Genomic DNA, 21686 nt, shown 5'->3' with positions numbered 1-21686 from the left:
TGCGCCGATGGTACTGCACTCGTCAGGGTGTGGGAGAGTAGGTCGCCGCCGTGCATTCGTTCCGAGAGGGACCCCACAATGTGGGGTCCCTCTCGTGTTTGTGTAGGTAAATGGAGCCGGGGAGTGCGGGGATGATTTCCCCGCACTCCCCGGCTCCTTTTGTTTTCAGTATGTGGGTTTCGTGTGGGGCCTGGTGACATTCGCTCGGGGTGCCGGTTTCGATTTCGGGTGCCCACCAGGGGTGGGAAGTGCGCGGGTGAGTCGTGGTGCCCAACCGCTCGTCGGCCAGCGCTTGAGCCCGAGACGATCCGGAGTCAGCCGTGTATTGACGAACGCCATCTCGAGCTCGGGGTCGGATTCCCCGCGGAACCGGTAGAGAATTGTGCCGCCGTTTTCTTCGGTGCGGGCACCCGCTTCCCAACCTGTCGCTCGATATACGCCGCGCACTATGTTGTCGGCGACGACGATGATGGGCAGTCCGTCGATTCCTCGGGCTGCGGTCCCTGCCGGCCAGGGGCGCGAAGCGAGTTCACGCACGGCCTCCGTCGACGCCTTCTTGGCCTCGTTGATACGCAGAACCACACACGGCGTGGGAGGTTCGGGCGCGGCCTGGGCCGAGTACTGACGCACGATCTCCGAAATCGGAATTGCGGTGCGGTCGGCTTCCGATTCCTCGTTCGTACCCGCGAGGTTCGTCAGTACCGGTTCTCCGCGATGCGGTTCGAGGAGCCCGAGCGAGCTGATGACTGCCTGCGCGACATCACTTGCCGTGTGCTCTGGATCGGACGCGGGGCGCAGCGCATCCGCGATGATGAAGTGTTCGACCGAGTAGCCGGAGTCGTAGACCGCCTTGATGCGACGGATTGCCGCCTCGGTTTCAGGCGTCGCGACCGGCGCCTTCTCTTTCGACTCCTCGAGTTTGTGGTTCTCACCGAGCGCTGTCCAGGTGAGCGTGAAGATGCGATTGGCTCTGCCGATCCCGACGTAGAGGATGCTGCGGTCGCGGGAGTCCACAATCGCGTAGACATACGCACCGAGCTGGTCGATCACGTTCTTCTGGAGTGGTTTGGGTGTCGGCGTCCGGTCGTCGACCTTGGTGACGATAGCGCGCAGAACGGTCAGCCGGAGTGCTACGGGAACTGCACCGGCAGCACCCCCGAACAGTTCGCGGTTGGCGGAGTCGATCGAACTGAATGTGCGTCCACTGTTGCGTGCCAGGGCACCCAGCGCGAGCGTGAACTCGGAGAGTCTCTGCCGTGGGTCGTCCGCAGTTTCCGGAAGCTCATTGCTGGTCAGGAACATCTGGATTTCCGGAGACTCCAGCAATGTCTGAGCGATGTTCAGAGGAACTGTCCACACGGTGCGCATGGAAGCGACTCTAGGCCAATACAGGGCGGAGGAACCGTTTCCGGGGACGGCTGCGTCGCACAGTTTTCGATCTTCATTCCGGAGTGGACGTCCGTACGGTCGATGAGTGGATTCTATGGGTGGATCGATCCGAACTCGAGGGGTATCGATGCAGGTAGGAGTGGTGCAGGTAGCTCTACTCACGAGAGGAAGCACTGTGCTGTGAGAAGTCTCCTCGCCGTGGGGTCTTCAATAACGGCACCGATGCCGCTCGGCGACGACTTGTCGCATACGGTATAGATCGTGAGCAGCCCAGACTCTGATGCCGTTCGTCCTGCGGCAACCCCAGCGTCCAACTGGCCCGCGCTCTTGACCTGGCGATCGCTGGACGCGCCCCGGATGGAATCGGTACGTGTGCAGCTGAGCGGCCAGCGCATCAAGGCGACCGGCCGCATCGTCGGAGCCGAATGTTCCGAACATCCGGCGTTCAGCGCCTCCTACGACCTCGTGACGGATGAGGACGGAGTCACTCGTCGGCTGTCGGTGCGCACGACGATGGCAGCCGGTGAGCGGCACATGTCCATCAGCCGGTCCGGAGAGGGCATCTGGATGGTGGACAGTGGGACGCACCATCAGCGAGCATCATTCGGTGGGGCGCTCGACGTCGATGTGATCCTCAGCCCATTCTTCAATGCCCTGCCGATCCGGCGTTATCGCCTGCAGGAAGGCGCCGACGAACTCGAAGTTCCTGTCGTGTACGTCAATCTGCTCGACCTGACGGTGCAGGAAGCCACGGTGATCTACAGCAGCGCCGCCGACGGGATCCACGTTCTGTCGCCGGTGTCGTCTTCCTCCGTCACGGTCGACGAAGACGGATTCGTCGTCACCTACCGCGGGTTGGCCGAACGCATCTAGTTTTCGTCGACGCCCTCCACTGCCAGCGCGACCGCAAGCGCCGCGGACTCCGCGGGGTGGCTACCGTGCCCTCCGGTACCTGCGGTGAGCCCGACGATCTGCAGTCCGATGCCTGCGCCGGGCGCGGGCACCGAGATCGCGGGTACACCCAGCACACTGAACGGGATGCAGCGTTGGAGCAGGGGCGCTCGCAGCTCTGCGGGATCGCTGTTCAGGCTTGCCGATCGGATGCTCGTAGTGGCAGTGATCAGCGCGTCGAGGTTCTCGGTGCGACGCAACCGCTCGAGGACACCGTGCCGGAGCCTCTGAGCCGTCCGTAGCGCACGGAGGTACTCGTGGGCGGGTCGATCCCTCTGAGCCTCCAGGAGGGCAGCCGTGGGCGCCTGATAGCGACCAGGGTCGGCCTCGAACCTGTCGCGGTGGGTTTCGTATGCCTCGGACCCGGTGATGATCGGATACACGCCGAGTAGATCGTCCGTTTCGGGCAGTGCGACATCCACGACGTCGGCGCCGAGATCTGTGAGGGTCCGGCAGGCCAGGTCTGCTGCAGCGTCGAACTCCGTGCCGGCGAGGTCCCAGATTCCGCCGCGGAGCCGGCCGATTCTCAGACCTGACACCGGGGAACGCAGATGCGCGACCCCTGGCATCGCCCCCCATGCGAGTGCGGTGTCGAGGCTGTCGGTGGTGAGCAGACCGACGTGGTCGAAGGTTGTGGACAGCGGAACGATGCCGTCGACGGGTAGTGCCCCGCTGCTCGGCTTGAATCCAGCGATGCCGCACAACGCGGCAGGTGTGCGGACGCTGCAACCGGTGTCGGTGCCGATGGCGACCGGTACGATGCCCTTTGCGACGAGCACCGCGGAACCGGAGGACGATCCTCCGCTGATGAGGGCAGGATCGTGTGGATGAGCAGCCGGACCCGAGGCGTTGACGAGGCCGGTCGGTCCGTACGCGAACTCGTGCAGGTGCGTCTTCGCGACGACGATCGCACCGGCTTCACGCAACTTTTCGATGATGCGGGCGTCCCGGTCGGCCGCCGGTTCGTCGGCGAGGACATTGCTGCCGCAGCGCGTCGGCAGCCCCGCGACATCGATGTTGTCCTTGACCGCGATCGCAACGCCGTGCAGCGGACCGATCCAGTTACCCGCAGCGATCTCGGCGTCCGCATGCGCTGCGCTCTCGAGTGCTGCAGCGTCGTCGCGGGCTGCCACGATGTTGGACCAGGGTGTGCCTGCCAGCGAGTCGAGATCTGCGAGGACTCGGCGGACGTGCTCGGTCGCGGTGAGTTTTCCGGTGGTGAGGGCGGCAGCGGTATCGCGAAGGTTCGTCACATCCACACACCTCCTTGCCGTCCGGCTTCCCTCAGGCGTTCGATCCAATTGTCGTCGCCGGGGATGATCCCGGTGATCGGATGGCGTCGGCGCTGTTCGTAACGCGTGCGGGCAGCGTGACCGCGACGAGTGAGGTCGCCGGTGCTGCCGTTCGCGAGTTGCTCACGTGCCGCGCGTAGGACGTCGAGGGTCTCGTCCAGGGTCTCGAGAAGTGCAGTGGCGTTTCCTTCGCACATCGCGTCGACGAGGCCGGGTGCGGTCGCCGCGACACGTGTCCCGTCGCGGAACGATCCGGCTGCGAGCCCGAGCGCAAGGTCGCCGCCCGCGGCTCCGGAGATCGCGAGTGCTTCGGCCAGCAGATGCGGCAGATGGGAGATCCGCGCGACCGCGGCATCATGCTCGCGGGATTCGGCGGGGACGACGACAGAACCGCAGTCGAGGGCAAGTGCGGCGACCTGCTGCCACAACTCGGGATCCGTGTCGTCGTCGACGGTGACGACCCACACGGCGTCGCGGAAGAGGTCCGCGGATCCGGCTTCCCACCCCGACTCGGCTGTCCCGGCCATCGGATGACCCCCGACGAAGCGCGCCGAGAGTCCGCGAGCCGCGACCGCGTCGGCGATCTGTGCTTTCACGCTGACGACGTCGGTGAGTGCCACGTTCGGTGCGTGCTCGGCGATCGCGGCCAGAATCGAGTCGACTGCAGGCACCGGCACGGCGAGCACCACCAGTGCTCGAGCTTCTTCCGCACGCGCCAGTGTGGCTGCGAGGTCGGTGGATGCATCGAACCCGTCCGCGACGGCGGCATCCACCGCATGTGCCGACCGGTTGTACCCCCAGGCTCGACGGCCCGTCGCTGTCGCGGCCCGGAGGACGGATCCGCCGATCAGACCGAGACCGAGTACACAGATTGGGGGCGCGGCGGCAGGTGTGGACACCGCTTCAGATTGGCATATTCACCGGTGGGCTTCATTCGTGGGACCGGGCCGACTACCGTTGCGCGCATGGCTGCACAGCGTGTCGGGGACAAGAGCCCCGCGGTGAGTTCGACAGAGGACTTCGAAGGTTTTGCCGTTGCAGTGACGCGTGAGGACGGACGCTGGAAGTGCCGTGCACTGTCAGCATCGGTATTGACGAGCCTCGACGCTGCGGTGACGGAATTGCGTGAGCTCCGGAGCTCCGGAGCAGTGTTCGGCCTGCTCAATGTGGACGACGAGTTCTTCATCGTCGTTCGCCCTGCACCGGCCGGCACTCAACTGTTGTTGTCGGACGCCTCGATGGCCGTGGATTACGACATCGCGGCCGATGTTCTCGATGCACTGAACGTCGAGATTCCGGATATCGACCCCGACGAACTCGACGATGTGGAGCCCTGGGAAGAAGGCGACCTCGCGATCCTGGCCGACATGGGGCTGCCCGAGCCGGTGCTGGCGGTGATCCTGTCGGAGACGGATCTGTATCCCGACGAGCAGATCGACGAGATTGCGCAGCGACTCGGATTCGACGACGTGTTGAGCACGACGCTCGACAAGATGAATTAGATGGGATTGCGCGACGACGAGGAGCTGATCCGGGCCGCGTTGGAAGCAGCGGCCGCTGCGCCCACCGGGGATGTCCCGGTGGGCGCGGTGGTGTTCGCAGCCGACGGCACCGAGCTCGCTCGTGGCGCGAACTCACGCGAGGCGACCGGTGATCCGACAGCTCACGCCGAGGTGCTGGCGCTGAGGGCCGCCGCGCAGGTCTACGGGGACGGCTGGCGGCTCGAGGGTGCGACTCTCGCCGTGACATTGGAACCGTGCACGATGTGCGCTGGTGCGCTGGTGCTTGCTCGGGTGTCGCGGGTGGTCTTCGGTGCGTGGGAGCCGAAGACGGGCGCTGTGGGGTCGCTGTGGGACGTCGTACGCGATCGTCGGCTGACGCATCGCCCCGAGGTTCGGGGCGGGGTGTTGGAGGAAGAGTGTGCGGAGATGTTGGAAGTGTTCTTCCGTGGCCAGCGCACGCCTCCGGTCGGGTCATGACCAGGCGATTTCGGCACAGCCACCCTATCCGGTAAAGTCTTCTAGCGGTGGCGTGTCCGAGCGGCCTAAGGAGCACGCCTCGAAAGCGTGTGACGGGTAACCCCCGTCCGTGGGTTCAAATCCCACCGCCACCGCCACGAGTCCCTCACCTGTTCACGCAGGTGGGGGACTTTCTGTTGTGAGTGCGACCGCGCACGCAAAAGGCATCCGCGCGTTGTCGGCACCGCGCGGATGCCTATTGCGGTTGTGTTTCTCGAGGTCCAGCGGCGGTCGGCGGAGGATCTCGGGGCTTCACCCCAGCCGTTCGGTGAGAACTGCGGCACCTGCGCCTGTCAGTTCCACTGCAACCCCTCGGCGCCCCGCCATGGTCATCAGCACCGCTTCTCCTGGGCCGCGTGCCTCGGGGCCTCTGCCGTGTGCCCAGTCGACGTCGGTTGCGACGAGGCGGACTCCACGTGCTTTCCAGAATCCGCGCAGCGGGGGCGCCGTCACGGCGAACGGAAGGGCGTAGCGCAGGCGTTCAGGTGGGATCGCGCGTGCGAGGCCGAGGGGACGGCGGATGTCCTGATGGTGGATGAGGGCGTCGACCAGCCCGACCCGCCCACCGAACCGGGAGGTGGCACCTTGTGGATCGAGGTGGCTCCGCAGGAACTCGAGTAGTGCGTCGGGCCCCAGTCGGTCGTAGTCGGCGAGCGCCACTTCGTTGAGCTTCCATGGCCGGAAGCGAGTGCGGGCAACTCGTCTCAGCAGGTCCGAGGTGCCGTGTTCCTCATAACTGATCATGTGCGCGACCACGTCCCGCACCGTCCATCCTTGGCAGAGACTCGGGTGCTCCCATTGTTGCGGCGACAAAGTCTCCAGGAAATCGGCGAGGTCGGCTCGTTCGTCGTGGGCCAAGGCCATGACTGAACTGCTCATATTCACAGGGTACGACCGCGACCGTTGACCGAAAGGCAGCCGCGCGTTGTCGGCGTCTCGCGGCTGCCTCTCTCCGGTGCCCTTCCGCTGATGTTCAGGGGCGTGATGTTCAGGGGCGGCCGATCAGACGCTGCACGACCTCGAGCAGTTCGTCGACGTCTTCAGGCGGAGTGTCGTTGGTCTCGCCGGACATCGCCGCGCTGTAGTAGAGGCCGTCGCCGATCAACATGACAGCGCGCGCGGTAGCGGGGTCGGTGACAGTGTCCGCAAGGACGTCCATCCAGCCCTGGCTGATCCGAGTCAGTGCCAGGCGGGCTCGCGGGATCGCGTTCTGGCTCAGCCGTGTGGTGGCGATGATGGCGCGGTCGAGTGGTGTGTCGGCGTAGACGGACGTGCGGATGTAGTAGGCGGCCGGACCCTCGGGGGCGTCCCGCATGAGTGCGGCATCCCCCGCGGCGAGTTCTTCGACGTGATCGGCCAGGCCCTCGACGAGGGCGTCCTTCGAGGGGAAGTGATAGAGCAGGCCGCCTTTCGATACTCCGGCAGCGGCGGCGACGGCGTCGAGGGTTGCGGCGCGTTCACCCTGTTCGAGAAGGATGGTCACGAAGGCGTCGAGCAGTTTGGCGCGGGCAGCGGGAGGGGGTGGCACGGGGCAGATGATACGACCCCCGTTGCTATACCGTCCAGATGGTACAGTAACGAGGGTTCGATCCCGATCTCTTTCGAAAGCCCGATAACCGTGTCGTTCACGCCTGTCTCATCACCGGACGCAACCGCAGATGTTCCCAAGGCCGGCCCCCGCGAGTGGGTGGCCCTTGCGGTCCTCATGCTCCCGGTGTTGCTGGTCTCGGTCGACAACACCGTGCTCGCGTTCGCACTACCCGAGATCTCCGCGGCGCTGCGGCCGAGCGGGGCGCAGCAGCTGTGGATCATCGACATCTACCCGTTGATTCTGGCGGGCCTGCTCGTCTCGATGGGCAGCTTCGGCGACCGCATCGGGCGGCGGCGCCTGCTGCTGATCGGCGCAACCGGGTTTGCAGCGGTCTCTGTGATTGCGGCCTATGCGCCGTCGGCGGAAGCGCTGATCGCGTCGCGTGCGGCACTGGGCTTCTTCGGGGCGATGCTGATGCCCTCGACACTGTCGTTGCTGCGCAACATCTTCCTCGACACGGAGCAACGTCGGCTCGCGATCGCGGTGTGGGCGTCGTGTTTCGCGGCGGGGGCCGCGCTCGGTCCGATCGTCGGCGGGTTCCTTCTCGAACACGCGTGGTGGGGCTCGGTGTTCTTGCTCGCTGTGCCGGTGCTGATCCCGCTGCTCGTTCTGGGCCCGGTCTTCGTACCGGAATCCCGGGACCCCACACCGGGACGTATCGACGTGGTGAGCATTGCACTGTCGATGCTCGCGCTCGCACCGCTGGTGTTCGCAATCAAGAATCTCGCCAACGGCAAATCGGTCGTCGTGACGGCTGCATTCGCCGTTGTCGGGGTCGTTTCGCTCGTGTTGTTCGTGCGACGTCAGCTGCGCCGGCCGGACCCCATGCTCGACGTGCGGCTGTTCCGTGTGCCCACATTCAGCGGTGCGGTCCTGGTGAACTTGCTCTCGGTGGTCTCGTTGGTCGGGTTCCTGTTCTTCGTTTCCCAACACCTCCAGCTGGTGATCGGGCAGAGCCCGATGCAAGCCGGTCTGAGCCTGGTTCCTGGGCTGGGTGTGATGGTGGTGGCGGGCCTGGCGGTGGTCGTGTTGGTGCGGTGGGTCCGGCCGTCGACGGTCATCGTGTCGGCGTTGTTGCTGTCGGCACTCGGATACGCGCTCGTGTTGATGCTGGCCTCACCGACGGCCGTCGCACCGATCGTCGTCGCGTTCGCGGTTCTCGGAGCAGGGATCGGTGCCGCCGAGACTCTGTCGAACGACCTGATCGTCTCGAGCGTGCCGCCGGAGAAGGCCGGCGCGGCGTCGGCGGTGTCCGAGACGGCGTATGAAATGGGCGCGGTGTTGGGAACAGCCGTGCTCGGCTCGATCCTCACCGCCTCCTACGGCGCAAATCTGCGGGTGCCTGCCGGCCTCGACCCGGAAGCCGCGGCCGCCGCTCGGGAAACCTTGGGCGGTGCTCACGCCGTTGCCGACGCCCTGCCCGCGGAGCAGGCGGCGGCCCTGCTCGGAGCCGCGGGTGAGGCGTTCGACAGCGGTGTGACCATCACGTCGGGAATCGGAATGATGCTCATGGTGATCTCCGCGCTGCTAGCAGCGCGAATGCTCACCAGGCGCGCACCTGCTTCACGATGATGACGTTTCCCGAATTCCGACGGTCGGGGCATCGGTTGCGGACCCGGCCCGGGGAACGGTGAAGGTCGCGGCGACACACGCGATGGCGACGACGAAGCACGCCACGACATACCAGAGGCTGCCGATGGGATCGCCGTTGTCGGTGACACCGTCGACCGCCGAGAAATAGTCGGGCAACGCGGTGACCCAGAGGACCGCCAACACACCGAGGTACGCCAGCGAGAACCGTTGGACGAACACGTTCGTGTGGGCGGGAGTGTCGGATTCGCCGCGGCGCAACCGCGACCACTGGCGAGCGAGCACCCAGATCGCAACCACACACAGGACGACGAGTTCGAGTGCGTACATGAACCCGCGCACCCTCGTGCTTCCCATCCCGATGATGGTCGCGGGCATCGGGAGGACGAACGTCCCCACGGAGGCAAGTACTCCGATCGCGATTGTGCGCCACACCAATTGGAGGCCGGAGAAGCTTTCGCCCTGGTCGACGTGGCGGCCGACGAAGAACTGCACACACAGTGCCAGGGACATCGGCCACAGTGCCGCGAACACCACGACGCTCGGCAGCGGGACCGAGTCGAAGAACGGTTGGTTGATCGGGTTCTCGAGCGACCACTCCCACCAGCGCAATTGCGGACCGAGGTGGTCGAAGATCTCGTAGAAGGCGTGATGGACGAATCCCACACACACTGCGCCGAGGAGAACGCCGTACTTGCGGAACACGCCGAGCATCCGCACGATCTCGAACGACAGTGTCGCGAGCAAGGGATAGATCGCGACGATGTAGAGCGGCAGTCTGCCCCACATGAATTCGACGGTGAATACGTTGTGCGCGAACATCGTGTCGACGTGCTGTTCGATCCCGAACGCGGCCGGGAAGTACAGGGGCGGTTCGATGATGAAAAGATATGCGCATGCGCCCAGCCACAACACCAGGTTGGTGGGGTCGCCGTGCCGGCGCAGTCGCACGATGGCGTAGACGAGTGCGAGCACGGCGCCGACGACGATGGTGAGTTCGAGTACCGGCAACGTCCAGTTCTCGAGCGCCAGCGGATTGCGGAATTCGACGAGCCCGCCGGCCTCGTCGCAGGAGAAGCCGAGTCTCGTCGCGAGGTCTTCGAAGGTGGGCGAACACAGATCCGACATCAATTGACCCCCGGTGCAGCGGTTTCCGCGGTGTACCACTTTGTGACGTCGTATCCGGCGTCGAAGCGCTCGAACCACAGCCCGGCAAGTTCGGGCAGATCTTCATGCTCGGGGTTGTGCTTCGGCATCTGGCTTCGGATGATGCCGCGCAGCGCGATGAGCTGTTCGCCGAGTCCGAGGTCGTCGAATGCACGTGGCATCGGCCCGGCATTTGCGGCCTGCATTCCCGGAATCATCTGGAGCAGCTTCTGTTTACGCCGATACGACGCGAACATCGACAGTGCGTCGATCTTGCGGTCTTCGAGAGGGACGTGCTTGTTGAAGCCCGCGCACGCGATTCGGATGACGTCGAGTACGTGTTTGAACACCGAGGCGGCGACGCGCATGCGGTAGACGTCGCTGCCGACGACGGAGTCGTAGATGATCAGGGCCGAACTTCGATGCTCGACTTCCTCGACGAAATGCCAGATGAACAGGGACGCGACCCGGTCGTCGCCGGGGCGGAACAGCGACGCGTCGTTGTCGAGCATGAGTTTGAAGACGGGGGTGAAGGTCGCTTCGAGGTCTGCGGTGTATGCCAGTCGGTACTTCAGCGACGTCTCGGCGGTGAGCGTGTCGTAGGCCCCGATCACCTCGTCGAGCGTTTCCTGCAGGCCCGGGTATCTCTTGATCAGCGCGCGGACGTGCTGGCGATGCGCGGTCGAGTGCTGTCCTTCCTGGCGCATGAACGCGTCGGCTTCCTCGGCGACCGTGTCGTCGGCGAATTGCGGTTTCGCCTCGGTGATCATCTGGACGATCATCTTCTCGAAACCGACTGCGAGGAACGAGACGGCGTTGGCCATGCTCGAGAAGGCGGGGTTCTCGGGGTTCCACAGGAATGGCACGTCGTGGTCCTCGAACGCGAAACGCATCTTGCGGACGTGCAGGTTTGTCATTTCTTCTACCTCGTTCTCGGGGCTGTCCGGTCGGGTCGGGGCAGGTAGGACCGACGATTTGGAAGCATCATACGTCTGGGCGCAAATCTGTATGATGACTTTCGTGTAAATCTCCCGGCATACCACTCAGGGATTGGGCTGCGTGATAATGTCGGGCCCCTCATTTCAGGAGGCGGGTGTGGCACGTAGGCGAGGGTGGGGTGGGAGTCCACCCGGGAGCGACGACGAGGCGACGCGGCGCATCGTCGACACTGCGGTCGACCTCATAGCTCGGACCGGTGCGGCGATCAGCATCGCCGAGGTCGCGGAATCGCTGGGCGTGATCCGGCAGACGGTCTACCGGTATTTCCCCAGCGCGGATGCGCTGATGAAGGCTGCGGCCATCGCGTCGGTCGCAGGGTTCCTCGACCGTCTGGCCGACTGTGTCGAGGGCATCGTCGACCCCGTCGACGCGACCGTCGAAGCCGTCGTCTTCACCCTCGCGGAAGTGCGCCGCACTCCGCACCTGGGGCTTCTACTGTCGAGTTCGTACGCGAACGTCCACCCCGAGAACATGACATCCGACGAGGCGCAGGCCTTCGGTATGACCATGATCCGGCGGTTCGATGTCGAGTGGGAGAGTCACGGTTACGACGACGCGTCGCTACACGAACTCGTCGAATACCTTCTGCGGACTATGCAGTCGTTCTTCGTCTCTCCAGGCAACCCGCCGCGCACCGACGACGAGATGCGTCGTTATCTGCGCCGGTGGGTGGGGCCCGCGGTCGTGGCTCGAGTCGTTGCTCGATGACGAGCAACGCCGATTCTCGCGGAGGAATTCGGCGGAGAGTGCCCGGCGGGATCGAAACGTCTTCTAATCTCGCCCCATGCGGAAAGCTGCGTGGGTGCTCGTTGCCGTCGTCCTGATCGCGTTGCTGGGCTTCTTCGTCGCGCCATGGGTCTACGGCAACTTCATCGCGGAGGACGATGCACCGGCCGCATCGGTATCGACGTCCGGCGCGGAGGCCGCAACCGGTGAACTCGACGGCGAGTGGACCGTGACCCCGGGCGCCGACCCCAACCGGACCGCGGCGGGTTACACAGTGCACGAGATCCTGAGGGGCGCCGACGTCACCGTGGTGGGGAGCACCGACCAGGTTTCGGGCACTGCAACGATCGCCGACGAATCTCTCACCGCAGCCGAGATCACCGTCCGGGTCGACGGTATCGCCACCGACATCTCCCAACGCGACGGTCAGTTCCGCGGAATGGTGATGGACACCGCGAACCACCCGACCGCGACTTTCACGTTGACCGAGCCCGTGAACGTGTCGTCGTTGCCGACGGACGGCACCGTCGCCACTGTGCCGGCGACCGGCATCCTCACTCTGCGCGGCGAAGAGCGCCCCGTAACGGTGGACGTCGACGTTCTGCGCACCGGCGGGAGCATCGTGGCGTCCGGCAGCATTCCTGCCACCTGGACCGACTGGGGAATCGAGCCTCCCGACCTCGGATTCGTCGCGGTCGACCAGTCCGGAAGTGTGGACTTCCTGATCACCCTCGAGATGGGCTGACCGGCTCCGTCTCGGGCTGCACCGGCGCCCAGCCGGGCGGGCCGAACGCGTACCCGAGTTTGTGGCGCCAGCATGTCGCTGATCGCCAGTCGCGGGCGATCGCCCGGTACTCGTGGGTCTGCAGTTTCCAGATCTCGAAGGTGCCGACCGGTGTGGTCAGTCCGTAGACGGGTCGTTGCTCTTCGGCCTTGAACGTGCCGAACATCCGATCCCAGATGATGAGGATGCCGGCGTAGTTGCGGTCGAGGTATTCGGCATCGGACCCGTGGTGCACCCGGTGGTGCGACGGCGTGTTGAACACGAACTCGATCGGTGCGGGCAGTGTGCCCACTCGCTCGGTGTGCACGAAGAACTGGTAGACGAGACTCACGGAGAATCCCACGAACACCATCCACGGTGGGATGCCGAGAAGGGGCAACGGCAACCACATGATGATCTCGCCGCTGTTGTTCCATTTCTGGCGCAAAGCGGTTGCGTAGTTGAAGTACTCACTCGAATGGTGTGCTTGATGAGTCGCCCAGATGAGCCGGACCCGATGCGCCATCCGGTGATACCAGTACCAGAGGAAGTCGATCCCCAGCAGCAGGACCACCCACGTGTACCAGGCGTCGGCCGGCAGGTGCCACGGTGCGACGTACACCCACAGGGCGGAGTATCCGATGAGTGCGAGCACCTTCCAGCCGGCGCTCGTCACGATCGAGATCAGCCCCATCGAGAGGCTTGCCCGCGCATCGCGCATCTCGTATCCACCGCGCGGAGGGCGGACGCGTCCGTCGGGTCCCGGCTCGGAGCGCTCCAGCGCGCGGGCCGCGACCCACTCGAGGATCAGGAACAGCGCAAACGCCGGTATCGCGAGGGCTACGGGGTCGTGCAACGGTTCGAGCAGCGATCCCCACGCGCTGAACAGGGTCTCCCTCATGACGGGGCCTCCAGGTAGTACGTGGACGACCGTCCAATGTACGCCTCCTGTGTCACCCGTCACTATCGCTGGGTGGGTTGTGCGGATTTCCCCCAGTATTGGTAGGGATTGCCGGTCGAATGTTGCAGGGAGAGCAGAGTGCATATCAGCGCAAGGGTCGATTACGCCGTGCGGACCCTTCTCGAGCTCGCCGCATGTGGCGGCGGCCCGGCCAAGGCGGAAATGCTGGCGACCGCCCAGTCGATCCCGCACAAATTCCTCGAGGCCGTGCTTGCCGACCTTCGCCGGGGTGGTCTCGTTCGTAGCCGTCGGGGCCCGGATGGTGGCTACTGGTTGGCGCGACCGGCCGCCGAGATCTCCATCGCCGACATCATTCGCACGGTGGAAGGGCCACTCGCGTCGGTGCGGGGGGAGCGGCCGGAGAGTGTGGAGTACACGGGGGCGGCCGAGCGGCTGCGGGATGTATGGATCGCGGTGCGGGTGAATCTGCGCGCGGTGCTCGAGGGGGTGACGCTCGCGGATGTGGTTGCGGACGAGCTGTCGGACTTCGTTCGCGACCTGACCTCGGATCCGGGCGCATGGGAGCGCCGCCCCGTGTGAGCTGTATTACTCGCGGTGATCAGGTGTGGCTGATCGCATAAATATTGCAGAACTCTGCAAAGTTACACAGCTCTGCAAAATCTGTACCGTCGTTGAGGTGAGCACTCAACTCGGACTGCGCGACCGCAAGAAAGCCGCCACCCGCGCGGCTCTCGCGGACGCCGCTGCCGAACTCGCGCGCGAACACGGCCTCCATGAGGTCACTGCCGATGCGATCGCCGCGAGGGCCGGCGTTTCGACCCGCACCTTCCACAACTACTTCGCGAGCAAGGAAGAAGCGGTCCTCGTGCACTTCGAGGGCCTGATCGAAACCTGGATCGATCTTCTGCGGCATCGCCCTGCGGACGAGCCCATCATGTCTTCGCTCGAGGAATGTGCCGTCGGGCTCGTAACCGATCCCCAGTGGTCGTTCGACGACATCAGCACCTGCGTCGCGTTCGTCGAAGAGGGCTCGGGTAACGAATCCCGACACATCGAGGTGGCGAAGCGCTCATCGCAGCTGCTCGTCGATGTCATCGCCGAGCGTACGGGCACTGATCCGACCGCGGATATCTACCCCAACCTGGTGCACTACGTCAGTTTGGGAGCGATCAAATCGGCCATCGAGATGTCCATGGCGAGTTCCGCGTCCTCACCGGAAGACCTCATCCGGGAAGCCTTCGAGCTGCTGCGACGGGGACTCTCGTAACACCGCCCCACCACGACCATGTTCGATCGAAGAAAGGGTGCCTGCCGTGGCGACCTACCTCTACCGGATAGGCAAGTTCGCTTACCGGCGTAAAGGCGCAGTCCTGTCGTTCTGGATCGCGTTGCTCGTCCTCTTCGGAGTCGGTGCCGCGACCCTGTCGGGTCCGACAACGGACTCGTTCACACTCCCGGGTACCCCGGCGCAGAACGCGCAGGACCTGATGGCCGAGCGATTCCCGTCGGCCGAGAACCCGATGGATGCGCTCAGCGCGCGCTACGTCTTCGCGGCGCCGGACGGGCAGACGCTCGACGAACCCCAGAACATGGCTGCGGTCGATGAGGTGCTTGCAGCGATCCGGGGGATCGACACGGTCTCCCCACCTGCCAAGATCGACCCCGCCACCGCCACACCCGAACAGCAGGCAGGCGTGCTGACCAATCCGGTCATGGCAGACGCAGGCCTCACTCAGCAGATGCTGGGACTGGCCGAGCAGCAGGGCACGCCCGAGGACGCGGCGCGCGCCGATGCCCAGGCGCTGTCGCCTCTGAGCGCGGACCGCACCGTCGGTTTCGTCACGGTGCCCTTCGAAGGCGAGATCACCGACGTCGACCAGGCGATGCGCGACCAGATCGCCGCCGCTGCGGACATCGGCCGTGATGCAGGTCTGACCGTGCAGGTCAGCGGCACCGCCGCAGCCGAGATGACGATGCCGGGCGGCACCGCGGAACTCATCGGTATCGGCATCGCCGCGATCGTGCTCGCCCTCACCTTCGGCTCGCTCGTCGCCGCCGGTCTGCCGCTCATCACCGCGCTCGTCGGTGTCGGCATCGGCAGTATGGGCATTACCATCGCCACCGGTTTCTTCGACCTGAGCTCGATGACGCCGACACTTGCGATCATGATCGGCCTTGCCGTCGCAATCGACTACTCGCTGTTCATCGTCTCGCGCTTCCGGCACGAGCTGCTCAATACCTCCGATCGTGCCGAGGCTGCCGGTCGTGCCGTCGGCACCGCGGGTTCCGCTGTCGTGTTCGCCGGCCTGACCGTCATCATCGCGCTCATGGCGCTGAGCGTCGTCGGCATCCCGTTCCTGTCCGTGATGGGCTACGCCGCCGCATTCACTGTGCTCATGGCAGTGCTCATCGCGATCTCGCTGCTGCCTGCCGTGCTCGGCCTCTTCGGTGAGAAGGCCTTCGCGGGCCGCATTCCCGGCCTGAATTCACGCGACCCCGAGGGCGGTGAGCCCGGCGCTGCACAGAAGTTCATCGGCGCCATCACCCGTCGTCCGCTGATTCCGCTCGTCGCGGGCGTCGTCCTCCTCGGCGTTCTCGCACTCCCCGCGACCGGCCTGCGGCTTGCCCTGCCCACTGAGGCGACGGGCGATCCTGCCACCAGCGCACGCCAGGCCTACGATCTGATCGACGAAGGCTTCGGACCGGGACGCAACGGGCCACTCGTCGTTGTCGCCGACGCCCGCGACGCGGACGTGCCGGCAGACGCGGCCTTCGGAGCGGTGCTCGGCTCGCTGTACGAGCACGAGGAGGTCGTCAACGCCCAGATCGTCGCGGTGAACGAAGCCGGTGACACCGCGCAGATTCTCATCACGCCGCGAAGCGGCCCGACCGATCCTGCAACGATGGATCTCGTCTCGGAGATTCGCGCCGACGAAGCAGCCCTGAACGAGGAGTACGGCCTCTCGTACGGCGTGACGGGTCAGACCGCGCTCGAAGGTGACGTGTCGGAGAGCCTGCAGAGCGCGCTCGTCCCGTACCTCGCAGTGGTCGTGGGTCTCGCATTCATCCTGCTCATGCTGGTGTTCCGTTCGATCCTGGTGCCGCTCACCGCGACCCTCGGCTTCCTGCTGAGTGTCCTGGCCACCTTCGGCGCCACGGTAGCGGTCTTCCAGAACGGCTTCGGCGGTCTCATCTCGAACCCGCAGCCCATCGTGAGCTTCATGCCGATCATCCTCATCGGCGTCGTGTTCGGTCTGGCCATGGACTACCAGGTGTTCCTCGTGACCCGCATGCGCGAGGACTATGTACACGGTGCGTCCGCCCTGGACGCGGTGCGCAGTGGCTTCGCGCACGGTGCCCGCGTGGTGAGCGCCGCCGCGATCATCATGATCTCGGTGTTCGCCGCGTTCATCGCCGAACCGGATTCGCTGATCAAGTCCATCGGCTTCGCGCTCGCCGCCGCCGTTTTCTTCGACGCGTTCATCGTCCGCATGGTGATCATCCCGTCGGTGATGGCATTGCTCGGTGACAAGGCGTGGTGGCTGCCGAAGTGGCTCGACAAGATCCTGCCGAACGTCGACGTCGAGGGCGAGAAGCTCACGCGCGAGCTGGAAGCCGCAGGCGCGACCCCGGAAGCCAGCCGGGTGTGAGGTCCGCGAGGTTCGTCCGGAGACGCAGGTAGCGTATTGCCCATGTTGGTTCGGCTTCTACGGCGCTTTCTCGTGCGCTACAAGGGTTCGCTCATAGCTGTGGTCGTGCTGCAGCTCGCGGCCACCACGGGCATGCTGCTGTTGCCGAGCTTGAACGCCGACCTGATCGATCAGGGCGTTGCGGTCGGCGATATCGACTACATCATGCGCACCGGACTCCTCATGCTGGGGATCAGCGCGGTGGAGGTCGGCTGCTCCATCGGCGCCGTGTACTTCGCTGCGCGAGCCGCCATGTCGTTCGGACGAGATGTCCGGCTGGCGCTCGTGCAGCGAGTCGGCGGGTTCTCCGCCCGCGAATTCGGCACCTTCGGAGCGCCGTCGCTGATCACCCGCAACACGAACGACGTGCAGCAGGTTCAGATGCTCGTGCTGATGACCTGCACCATCGTGGTGACCTCCCCGATCATGGGCGTCGGCGGCATCATCATGGCGTTGCGCGAAGATGTCGGCACCTCCCTGGTACTGGCGGTTGCGGTGCCGGCCCTGATCCTGACGATGGTCGTGCTCATCGCGCTGATGCTGCCGGGATTCCGGGTCATGCAGATAAGACTCGACGGAGTCAATCGAGTGCTGCGCGAACAGGTCAGCGGTATCCGTGTCGTGCGGGCCTTCGTTCGCGACGACACCGAGAAGGCCCGCTTCGACCGCGCCAACGACGATCTCACCGCGACGGCGCTGCGCGTCGGGCGTGTCAATTCGGTGCTGTATCCGGCGGTGCTACTCATTGCGAACGTCAGCACCGTCGCTGTGGTGTGGGTCGGCGGTGCCAGGATCGATTCCGGCTCCATGCAGGTCGGATCCATCACCGCGATGATCACCTACGTGGCGCAGATCCTCATGGCCGTCCTCATGTCGTCGTTCATCGCAATGATGATGCCGCGCGCAAGCGTGTGCGCAGGACGCATCCTCGAGGTCCTCGACACCGAACCGACCGTCGCGGCGCCGACGGAACCGGTGCGCGAACTCGGCACTCGGATCGACGTCGAACTACGGGGTGCCGGGTTCTCCTATCCAGGTGCCGACGCGCCCGTGCTGCGCGACATCAGCTTCCGGGCCGAGCCCGGCACCACCACCGCGATCATCGGCGGTACCGGGTCGGGCAAGAGCACATTGATGCGTCTGATCCCGCGACTCATCGACGTCACCGACGGGCAGGTGCTGGTGTCGGGTGTCGACGTCAGGCGCCTCGATCCCGAGGTGCTGCGGTCACGGATCTCCGTCGTCCCGCAGAAGGCGTATCTGTTCTCGGGCACGATCGCCGACAATCTCCGCTACGGCCGCGCCGACGCGAGTGACGACGAACTATGGCATGCACTCGAGGTGGCTCAGGCCGCCGAGTTCGTCCACGCCATGCCGGATCGGCTCGAATCGGTGTTGTCGCAGGGTGGCACCACCGTCTCGGGCGGGCAGCGACAGCGACTCGCGATCGCCCGTGCACTGGTACGCAAACCCGCCATCTATCTGTTCGATGACGCGTTCTCGGCGCTCGACCCTGCGACCGACGCGCGACTGCGCGCGGCGCTGGAACCCGAAACGCGCAACGCGTGCGTCTTCATCGTCGCTCAGCGTGTGTCGACGGTGCAGGACGCGGATCGCATCGTCGTTCTCGACGGCGGCGCCATGGTCGCGACCGGGACGCACCTGGGGCTGCTCGGTCGTTCCCAGACGTACACCGAGATCGTCGAATCGCAGAGAATGGCCGCCGTATGACGTCGCCCGACACGGCCGGACAGCAGGCCGCCCCGCAGTCACGTCTGGGCGTGATCATCCGCATCCTCGGTCTGCTGCATCCACATCGGTACGTGGTGTATTCGGTGATGATCGCGGCGTTGCTCGGTGTGGTGAGTTCGTCGATCGCACCGCTCGTGCTCGGCCGGGGTACGGACATCATCTTCAACGGTGTGATCGGGATGCAGTTGCCGGCGGGGCTGTCGAAGGATGCCGCGATCGCGCAGCTACGTGCGGAGGGTCGCGACCAGTTCGCCGACATGGTCGCCGGAATGAACGTGATCCCCGGAGCAGGAATCGATTTCACGAGCCTGGGTCGCACCCTCGTCATCGTCCTCGCCCTCTACCTGCTGTCGTCCGCGCTGATCTGGGTTGCGGCGTACGGACTGAACGAGATCGTGCAGCGCACCGTGCGGGACATGCGCGCGAGTGTCGAGCGGAAGATCCATCGTCTGCCGCTGCGTTATTTCGATACGCATTCGCGCGGTGATCTGCTCAGCCGTGTCACCAATGACATCGACAACGTGTCGACGGGTATGCAGGAGTCCATCAGCCAGTTGGTGCTGGCGGTGTTCACCCTGCTCGGGCTCGTGGTGATGATGTTCTGGATCTCGCCGCTGCTCGCCGTGATCGCGCTGTTGCTCGTCCCTGCCGCGGCCGTGGTGACGATTCTCGTGGCGAAGCGTTCACGCAAGCATTTCGCGGCGCAATGGGATGCGACGGGAACGCTCAACGGGCAGATCGAGGAGTCGTTCACCGGGCACGAACTCATCACCGCGTACGGCCGCACCGAGGAGGTCGAGCGGCGGTTCACCGCAACCAACGACACCCTGTTCCAGGCTGCGTACCGGGCCCAGTTCGTATCGGGACTGGTGATGCCGCTGGTGACTTTTCTGAGCAACCTCGGATATGTCGTCGTGGCGGTCATCGGTGGTCTGCGCGTGGCGTCGGGCACGTCGACGCTCGGCGAGATCCAGGCGATGATCCAGTATTCGCGCCAGCTGTCGCAACCCCTCGCCCAGATCGGCGCGATGATCAACCTGCTGCAGTCGGCCGCGGCGTCCGCCACCCGCGTGTTCGCGGTCCTCGACGAGGAAGAGCAGGAGCCCGAGCCCGCGGCGCCCACGATGCCGTGGAGTAGGCACGGCCTCGTCGAGTTCCAGGACGTGTCGTTCTCGTACACGCCGGAGCGCCCGCTCATCGAGAACCTGACGCTGCGCGCCGAGCCAGGGCAGATGATCGCGATCGTCGGTCCCACCGGGGCCGGCAAGACCACTCTCGTGAATCTGATCCTGCGTTTCTACGAGGTGGATTCGGGCCGGATCCTCGTCGACGGTGTGGACATCACGGGCATGCTCCGCGAGGAGTTGCGTACCCGGATCGGCATCGTGCTGCAGGACACCTGGCTGTTCGGGGGCACGATCCGCGAGAACATCGCCTACGGCAATCCCTACGCAACCGAGAATCAGATCATGTCGGCCGCGCGGATGAGCTACGTCGACCGGTTCGTGCGGGCTCTGCCCGACGGTTACGACACGATCGTCGACGAGGAAGCCGGAAGCCTCAGCGCCGGTGAGCGGCAGCTCATCACGATCGCCCGGGCGTTCGTGTCGAAGCCCTCGATCCTGATCCTCGACGAGGCCACGAGTTCGGTCGACACGCGCACCGAACTTCTCGTGCAGCAGGCCACCGCGCGGTTGCGCGACGATCGCACGAGTTTCGTGATAGCCCATCGATTGTCGACGATTCGCGACGCGGATCGGATCGTGGTGATGGAGGACGGCCGCATCGTCGAGCAAGGCGCTCACGAGGATCTGCTCCAGCGGGGCGGCGCGTACTCGCGGCTCTACGAGGCGCAGTTCAAGGCACTCGTCGACTGACCGTCAGGTGTTGCGGTCATGTCGTTGGCCTCCCCGGAATCGCATGTAATCGAATCCTACGGCTGACGTAGCACTTCCCGCGCCGTGCGACGGACCGCCGCGGTGAGGGCGTCGAGGACGGGGGACTCCAGTCGCCAGCGCTGCCAGTACAGCGGGACGTCGAATGGGTGGTCGGGTGCGAGACTCACGAGGTCGGTGCTGTCGGTGAGCATCGGATCAGGAAGCATGCCCCAGCCGAGTCCGAGGCGCGCGGCATCGACGAATTCGAGTGCCCCGGGAACATAGTTGCGGGGTGCGGTGATCCGGCGACGGGTTCGCTTGCGCAGGAATCGATCTTGCATATCGTCCTTGCGGTCGAAGGTCAGCATCGGTGCCTTCTGCAGTTCCTCCGGGGACATGCCGGCGGGAAACCACCGCTCGGCGAAGTCGACACTGGCCATCGCGTGATACCGCATCGATCCGAGTTCCTCGGAGGTGCAGCCCTGCACGGGTTCGGGGACGGAGGTCACCGCAGCCATCGCGGTGCCGTCGCGGAGCAATGCGGTGGAATGGTATTCGTCCTCGCGGTGCAGTTCGAACAGGGCGCGGTGGCGGACCGGCATGCGTGCAAGTGCGCGCAGCATCCATGTGGACATCGAATCGGCATTGACCACGAGGGGAATTGTCACGTAGGCGTGCTCGTCGGCGGTGAAGCCGAGTTCTTCGGAAGCGTCCTGTTCGAGTCGCGCGACCTGTCGCGCCAGACGCATCACCACTTCGCCGGACGGAGTGGTGGACACCGGGCGGGTGCGGCGCAGCAGGACTTGGCCCACGTGCTGCTCGAGGGCCCTGATGCGCTGGCTCACCGCCGACGGCGTGATCCGCAGGACCGCAGCAGCTCCGTCGAAGGTGCCTTCGTCGAGGACTGCTGCGAAGGTCCGCAGTTGGGAGAAGTCGACGTCCATATGAAGAAACTCTAATGCAGAGTTAGAGAAATCAATT

The 21686-nt window shown here is 65.1% G+C and carries 20 protein-coding genes and 1 tRNA gene; 12 read left to right on the top strand and 9 right to left on the bottom strand.

Going from position 1 to position 21686, the window contains the following annotated elements:
- Positions 1-165 precede the first annotated feature (165 nt).
- Positions 166-1368, bottom strand: a complete 1203-nt coding sequence (locus MWU77_RS23105; RefSeq protein WP_247274871.1) for a GIY-YIG nuclease family protein — start codon at positions 1366-1368, stop codon at positions 166-168.
- Positions 1369-1650: 282 nt separating this feature from the next.
- Between MWU77_RS23105 and MWU77_RS23100 the strand changes: the two genes are divergently transcribed.
- Entirely contained in the window at positions 1651-2262 is a 612-nt protein-coding gene (locus MWU77_RS23100) for a putative glycolipid-binding domain-containing protein (RefSeq protein ID WP_308198856.1), read from the top strand.
- Here MWU77_RS23100 and MWU77_RS23095 read toward each other — a convergent pair.
- Together MWU77_RS23095 and MWU77_RS23090 are read right to left on the bottom strand one after the other, a co-directional pair.
- On the bottom strand, positions 2259-3599 hold the full coding sequence (locus MWU77_RS23095; protein WP_247274870.1) for an amidase: 1341 nt from the start codon (positions 3597-3599) through the stop codon (positions 2259-2261). The two genes, MWU77_RS23100 and MWU77_RS23095, sit on opposite strands and share 4 nt — an antisense overlap.
- Positions 3590-4549 carry a prephenate dehydrogenase gene (locus tag MWU77_RS23090; protein WP_374229961.1) on the bottom strand — a complete coding sequence of 320 codons (960 nt, stop codon included), beginning with the start codon at positions 4547-4549 and terminating at the stop codon, positions 3590-3592. The genes MWU77_RS23095 and MWU77_RS23090 overlap by 10 nt, the downstream gene beginning before the upstream one ends.
- Positions 4550-4597: 48 nt before the next feature.
- On the opposite strand from MWU77_RS23090, the gene MWU77_RS23085 reads away from it, so the two are divergent.
- The 3 genes from MWU77_RS23085 (at position 4598) to MWU77_RS23075 (ending at position 5748) form a co-directional block, all read left to right on the top strand.
- Positions 4598-5134, top strand: coding sequence for a tRNA adenosine deaminase-associated protein (locus MWU77_RS23085; protein WP_247274869.1), 537 nt, complete (start codon positions 4598-4600; stop codon positions 5132-5134).
- Positions 5135-5611: a nucleoside deaminase gene (locus MWU77_RS23080; RefSeq protein ID WP_247274868.1), complete on the top strand. Its 477-nt coding sequence runs from the start codon at positions 5135-5137 to the stop codon at positions 5609-5611. It abuts the gene before it with no gap.
- 46 nt (positions 5612-5657) lie between these two features.
- Positions 5658-5748, top strand: a tRNA-Ser gene (locus MWU77_RS23075).
- Positions 5749-5902: 154 nt separating this feature from the next.
- Here MWU77_RS23075 and MWU77_RS23070 read toward each other — a convergent pair.
- Together MWU77_RS23070 and MWU77_RS23065 are read right to left on the bottom strand one after the other, a co-directional pair.
- Positions 5903-6529 (bottom strand): maleylpyruvate isomerase family mycothiol-dependent enzyme, encoded by a 627-nt coding sequence (locus MWU77_RS23070; protein ID WP_169690761.1) that lies wholly within the window; start codon positions 6527-6529, stop codon positions 5903-5905.
- A 109-nt stretch (positions 6530-6638) separates the two neighbouring features.
- Complete coding sequence (locus tag MWU77_RS23065; protein WP_169690760.1) at positions 6639-7178, bottom strand: TetR/AcrR family transcriptional regulator; 540 nt, start codon at positions 7176-7178, stop codon at positions 6639-6641.
- Between the two features lie 177 nt (positions 7179-7355).
- Here MWU77_RS23065 and MWU77_RS23060 point away from each other — a divergent pair, with 177 nt between their 5' ends.
- Entirely contained in the window at positions 7356-8813 is a 1458-nt protein-coding gene (locus MWU77_RS23060; RefSeq protein WP_247274875.1) for an MFS transporter, read from the top strand.
- Here the strand turns inward: MWU77_RS23060 and MWU77_RS23055 are convergent.
- Positions 8805-9959 carry a hypothetical protein gene (locus MWU77_RS23055; RefSeq protein WP_247274867.1) on the bottom strand — a complete coding sequence of 385 codons (1155 nt, stop codon included), beginning with the start codon at positions 9957-9959 and terminating at the stop codon, positions 8805-8807. The genes MWU77_RS23060 and MWU77_RS23055 overlap by 9 nt on opposite strands.
- On the bottom strand, positions 9959-10894 hold the full coding sequence (locus MWU77_RS23050; protein WP_247274866.1) for a metal-dependent hydrolase: 936 nt from the start codon (positions 10892-10894) through the stop codon (positions 9959-9961). Before MWU77_RS23050 ends, MWU77_RS23055 begins: the two co-directional genes overlap by 1 nt.
- Positions 10895-11072: 178 nt before the next feature.
- On the opposite strand from MWU77_RS23050, the gene MWU77_RS23045 reads away from it, so the two are divergent.
- Together MWU77_RS23045 and MWU77_RS23040 are read left to right on the top strand one after the other, a co-directional pair.
- Positions 11073-11684 carry a TetR/AcrR family transcriptional regulator gene (locus MWU77_RS23045; protein WP_169690757.1) on the top strand — a complete coding sequence of 204 codons (612 nt, stop codon included), beginning with the start codon at positions 11073-11075 and terminating at the stop codon, positions 11682-11684.
- A 76-nt stretch (positions 11685-11760) separates the two neighbouring features.
- Positions 11761-12447: a YceI family protein gene (locus MWU77_RS23040; protein WP_247274865.1), complete on the top strand. Its 687-nt coding sequence runs from the start codon at positions 11761-11763 to the stop codon at positions 12445-12447.
- Here the strand turns inward: MWU77_RS23040 and MWU77_RS23035 are convergent.
- Entirely contained in the window at positions 12428-13366 is a 939-nt protein-coding gene (locus MWU77_RS23035) for a sterol desaturase family protein (protein ID WP_247274864.1), read from the bottom strand. The two genes, MWU77_RS23040 and MWU77_RS23035, sit on opposite strands and share 20 nt — an antisense overlap.
- A 138-nt stretch (positions 13367-13504) precedes the next feature.
- On the opposite strand from MWU77_RS23035, the gene MWU77_RS23030 reads away from it, so the two are divergent.
- The 5 genes from MWU77_RS23030 to MWU77_RS23010 all read left to right on the top strand — a co-directional run bounded on the left by MWU77_RS23030 (position 13505) and on the right by MWU77_RS23010 (position 20705).
- A complete protein-coding gene (locus MWU77_RS23030) occupies positions 13505-13966 on the top strand; it encodes an Rrf2 family transcriptional regulator (RefSeq protein ID WP_169690754.1) in 462 nt (153 codons plus the stop codon).
- 97 nt (positions 13967-14063) lie between these two features.
- Positions 14064-14654: a TetR/AcrR family transcriptional regulator gene (locus tag MWU77_RS23025; RefSeq protein WP_247274863.1), complete on the top strand. Its 591-nt coding sequence runs from the start codon at positions 14064-14066 to the stop codon at positions 14652-14654.
- A gap of 46 nt (positions 14655-14700) precedes the next feature.
- Positions 14701-17037: an MMPL family transporter gene (locus MWU77_RS23020; protein WP_247274862.1), complete on the top strand. Its 2337-nt coding sequence runs from the start codon at positions 14701-14703 to the stop codon at positions 17035-17037.
- 42 nt (positions 17038-17079) lie between these two features.
- A complete protein-coding gene (locus MWU77_RS23015) occupies positions 17080-18807 on the top strand; it encodes an ABC transporter ATP-binding protein (RefSeq protein ID WP_169690751.1) in 1728 nt (575 codons plus the stop codon).
- The gene (locus MWU77_RS23010; RefSeq protein ID WP_169690750.1) at positions 18804-20705 is read left to right on the top strand and encodes an ABC transporter ATP-binding protein; all 1902 of its coding nucleotides are present in this window, start codon (positions 18804-18806) and stop codon (positions 20703-20705) included. The genes MWU77_RS23015 and MWU77_RS23010 overlap by 4 nt, the downstream gene beginning before the upstream one ends.
- A gap of 56 nt (positions 20706-20761) precedes the next feature.
- Here the strand turns inward: MWU77_RS23010 and MWU77_RS23005 are convergent, their stop codons facing one another.
- Positions 20762-21649 (bottom strand): LysR family transcriptional regulator ArgP, encoded by an 888-nt coding sequence (locus tag MWU77_RS23005; protein ID WP_247274861.1) that lies wholly within the window; start codon positions 21647-21649, stop codon positions 20762-20764.
- Between the last annotated feature and the right edge of the window lie 37 nt (positions 21650-21686).

The organism is Rhodococcus sp. F64268, from assembly GCF_023015605.1.
Classification (GTDB): Bacteria; Actinomycetota; Actinomycetes; order Mycobacteriales; family Mycobacteriaceae; genus Rhodococcus.
Note: the sequence above shows the minus strand (reverse complement) of the source record. Positions and strands in the feature narration are given on the sequence as shown.

What these genes read in the sequence shown, in the direction of transcription:
- MWU77_RS23105 (WP_247274871.1), bottom strand. Translation starts at nt 1,368, where the DNA reads ATGCGCACCGTGTGGACAGTTCCTCTGAACATCGCTCAGACATTGCTG.
- MWU77_RS23085 (WP_247274869.1), top strand. Translation starts at nt 4,598, where the DNA reads ATGGCTGCACAGCGTGTCGGGGACAAGAGCCCCGCGGTGAGTTCGACA.
- MWU77_RS23080 (WP_247274868.1), top strand. Translation starts at nt 5,135, where the DNA reads ATGGGATTGCGCGACGACGAGGAGCTGATCCGGGCCGCGTTGGAAGCA.
- MWU77_RS23070 (WP_169690761.1), bottom strand. Translation starts at nt 6,529, where the DNA reads ATGAGCAGTTCAGTCATGGCCTTGGCCCACGACGAACGAGCCGACCTC.
- MWU77_RS23060 (WP_247274875.1), top strand. Translation starts at nt 7,356, where the DNA reads ATGCTCCCGGTGTTGCTGGTCTCGGTCGACAACACCGTGCTCGCGTTC.
- MWU77_RS23055 (WP_247274867.1), bottom strand. Translation starts at nt 9,959, where the DNA reads ATGTCGGATCTGTGTTCGCCCACCTTCGAAGACCTCGCGACGAGACTC.
- MWU77_RS23050 (WP_247274866.1), bottom strand. Translation starts at nt 10,894, where the DNA reads ATGACAAACCTGCACGTCCGCAAGATGCGTTTCGCGTTCGAGGACCAC.
- MWU77_RS23040 (WP_247274865.1), top strand. Translation starts at nt 11,761, where the DNA reads ATGCGGAAAGCTGCGTGGGTGCTCGTTGCCGTCGTCCTGATCGCGTTG.
- MWU77_RS23035 (WP_247274864.1), bottom strand. Translation starts at nt 13,366, where the DNA reads ATGAGGGAGACCCTGTTCAGCGCGTGGGGATCGCTGCTCGAACCGTTG.
- MWU77_RS23015 (WP_169690751.1), top strand. Translation starts at nt 17,080, where the DNA reads ATGTTGGTTCGGCTTCTACGGCGCTTTCTCGTGCGCTACAAGGGTTCG.
- MWU77_RS23010 (WP_169690750.1), top strand. Translation starts at nt 18,804, where the DNA reads ATGACGTCGCCCGACACGGCCGGACAGCAGGCCGCCCCGCAGTCACGT.
- MWU77_RS23005 (WP_247274861.1), bottom strand. Translation starts at nt 21,649, where the DNA reads ATGGACGTCGACTTCTCCCAACTGCGGACCTTCGCAGCAGTCCTCGAC.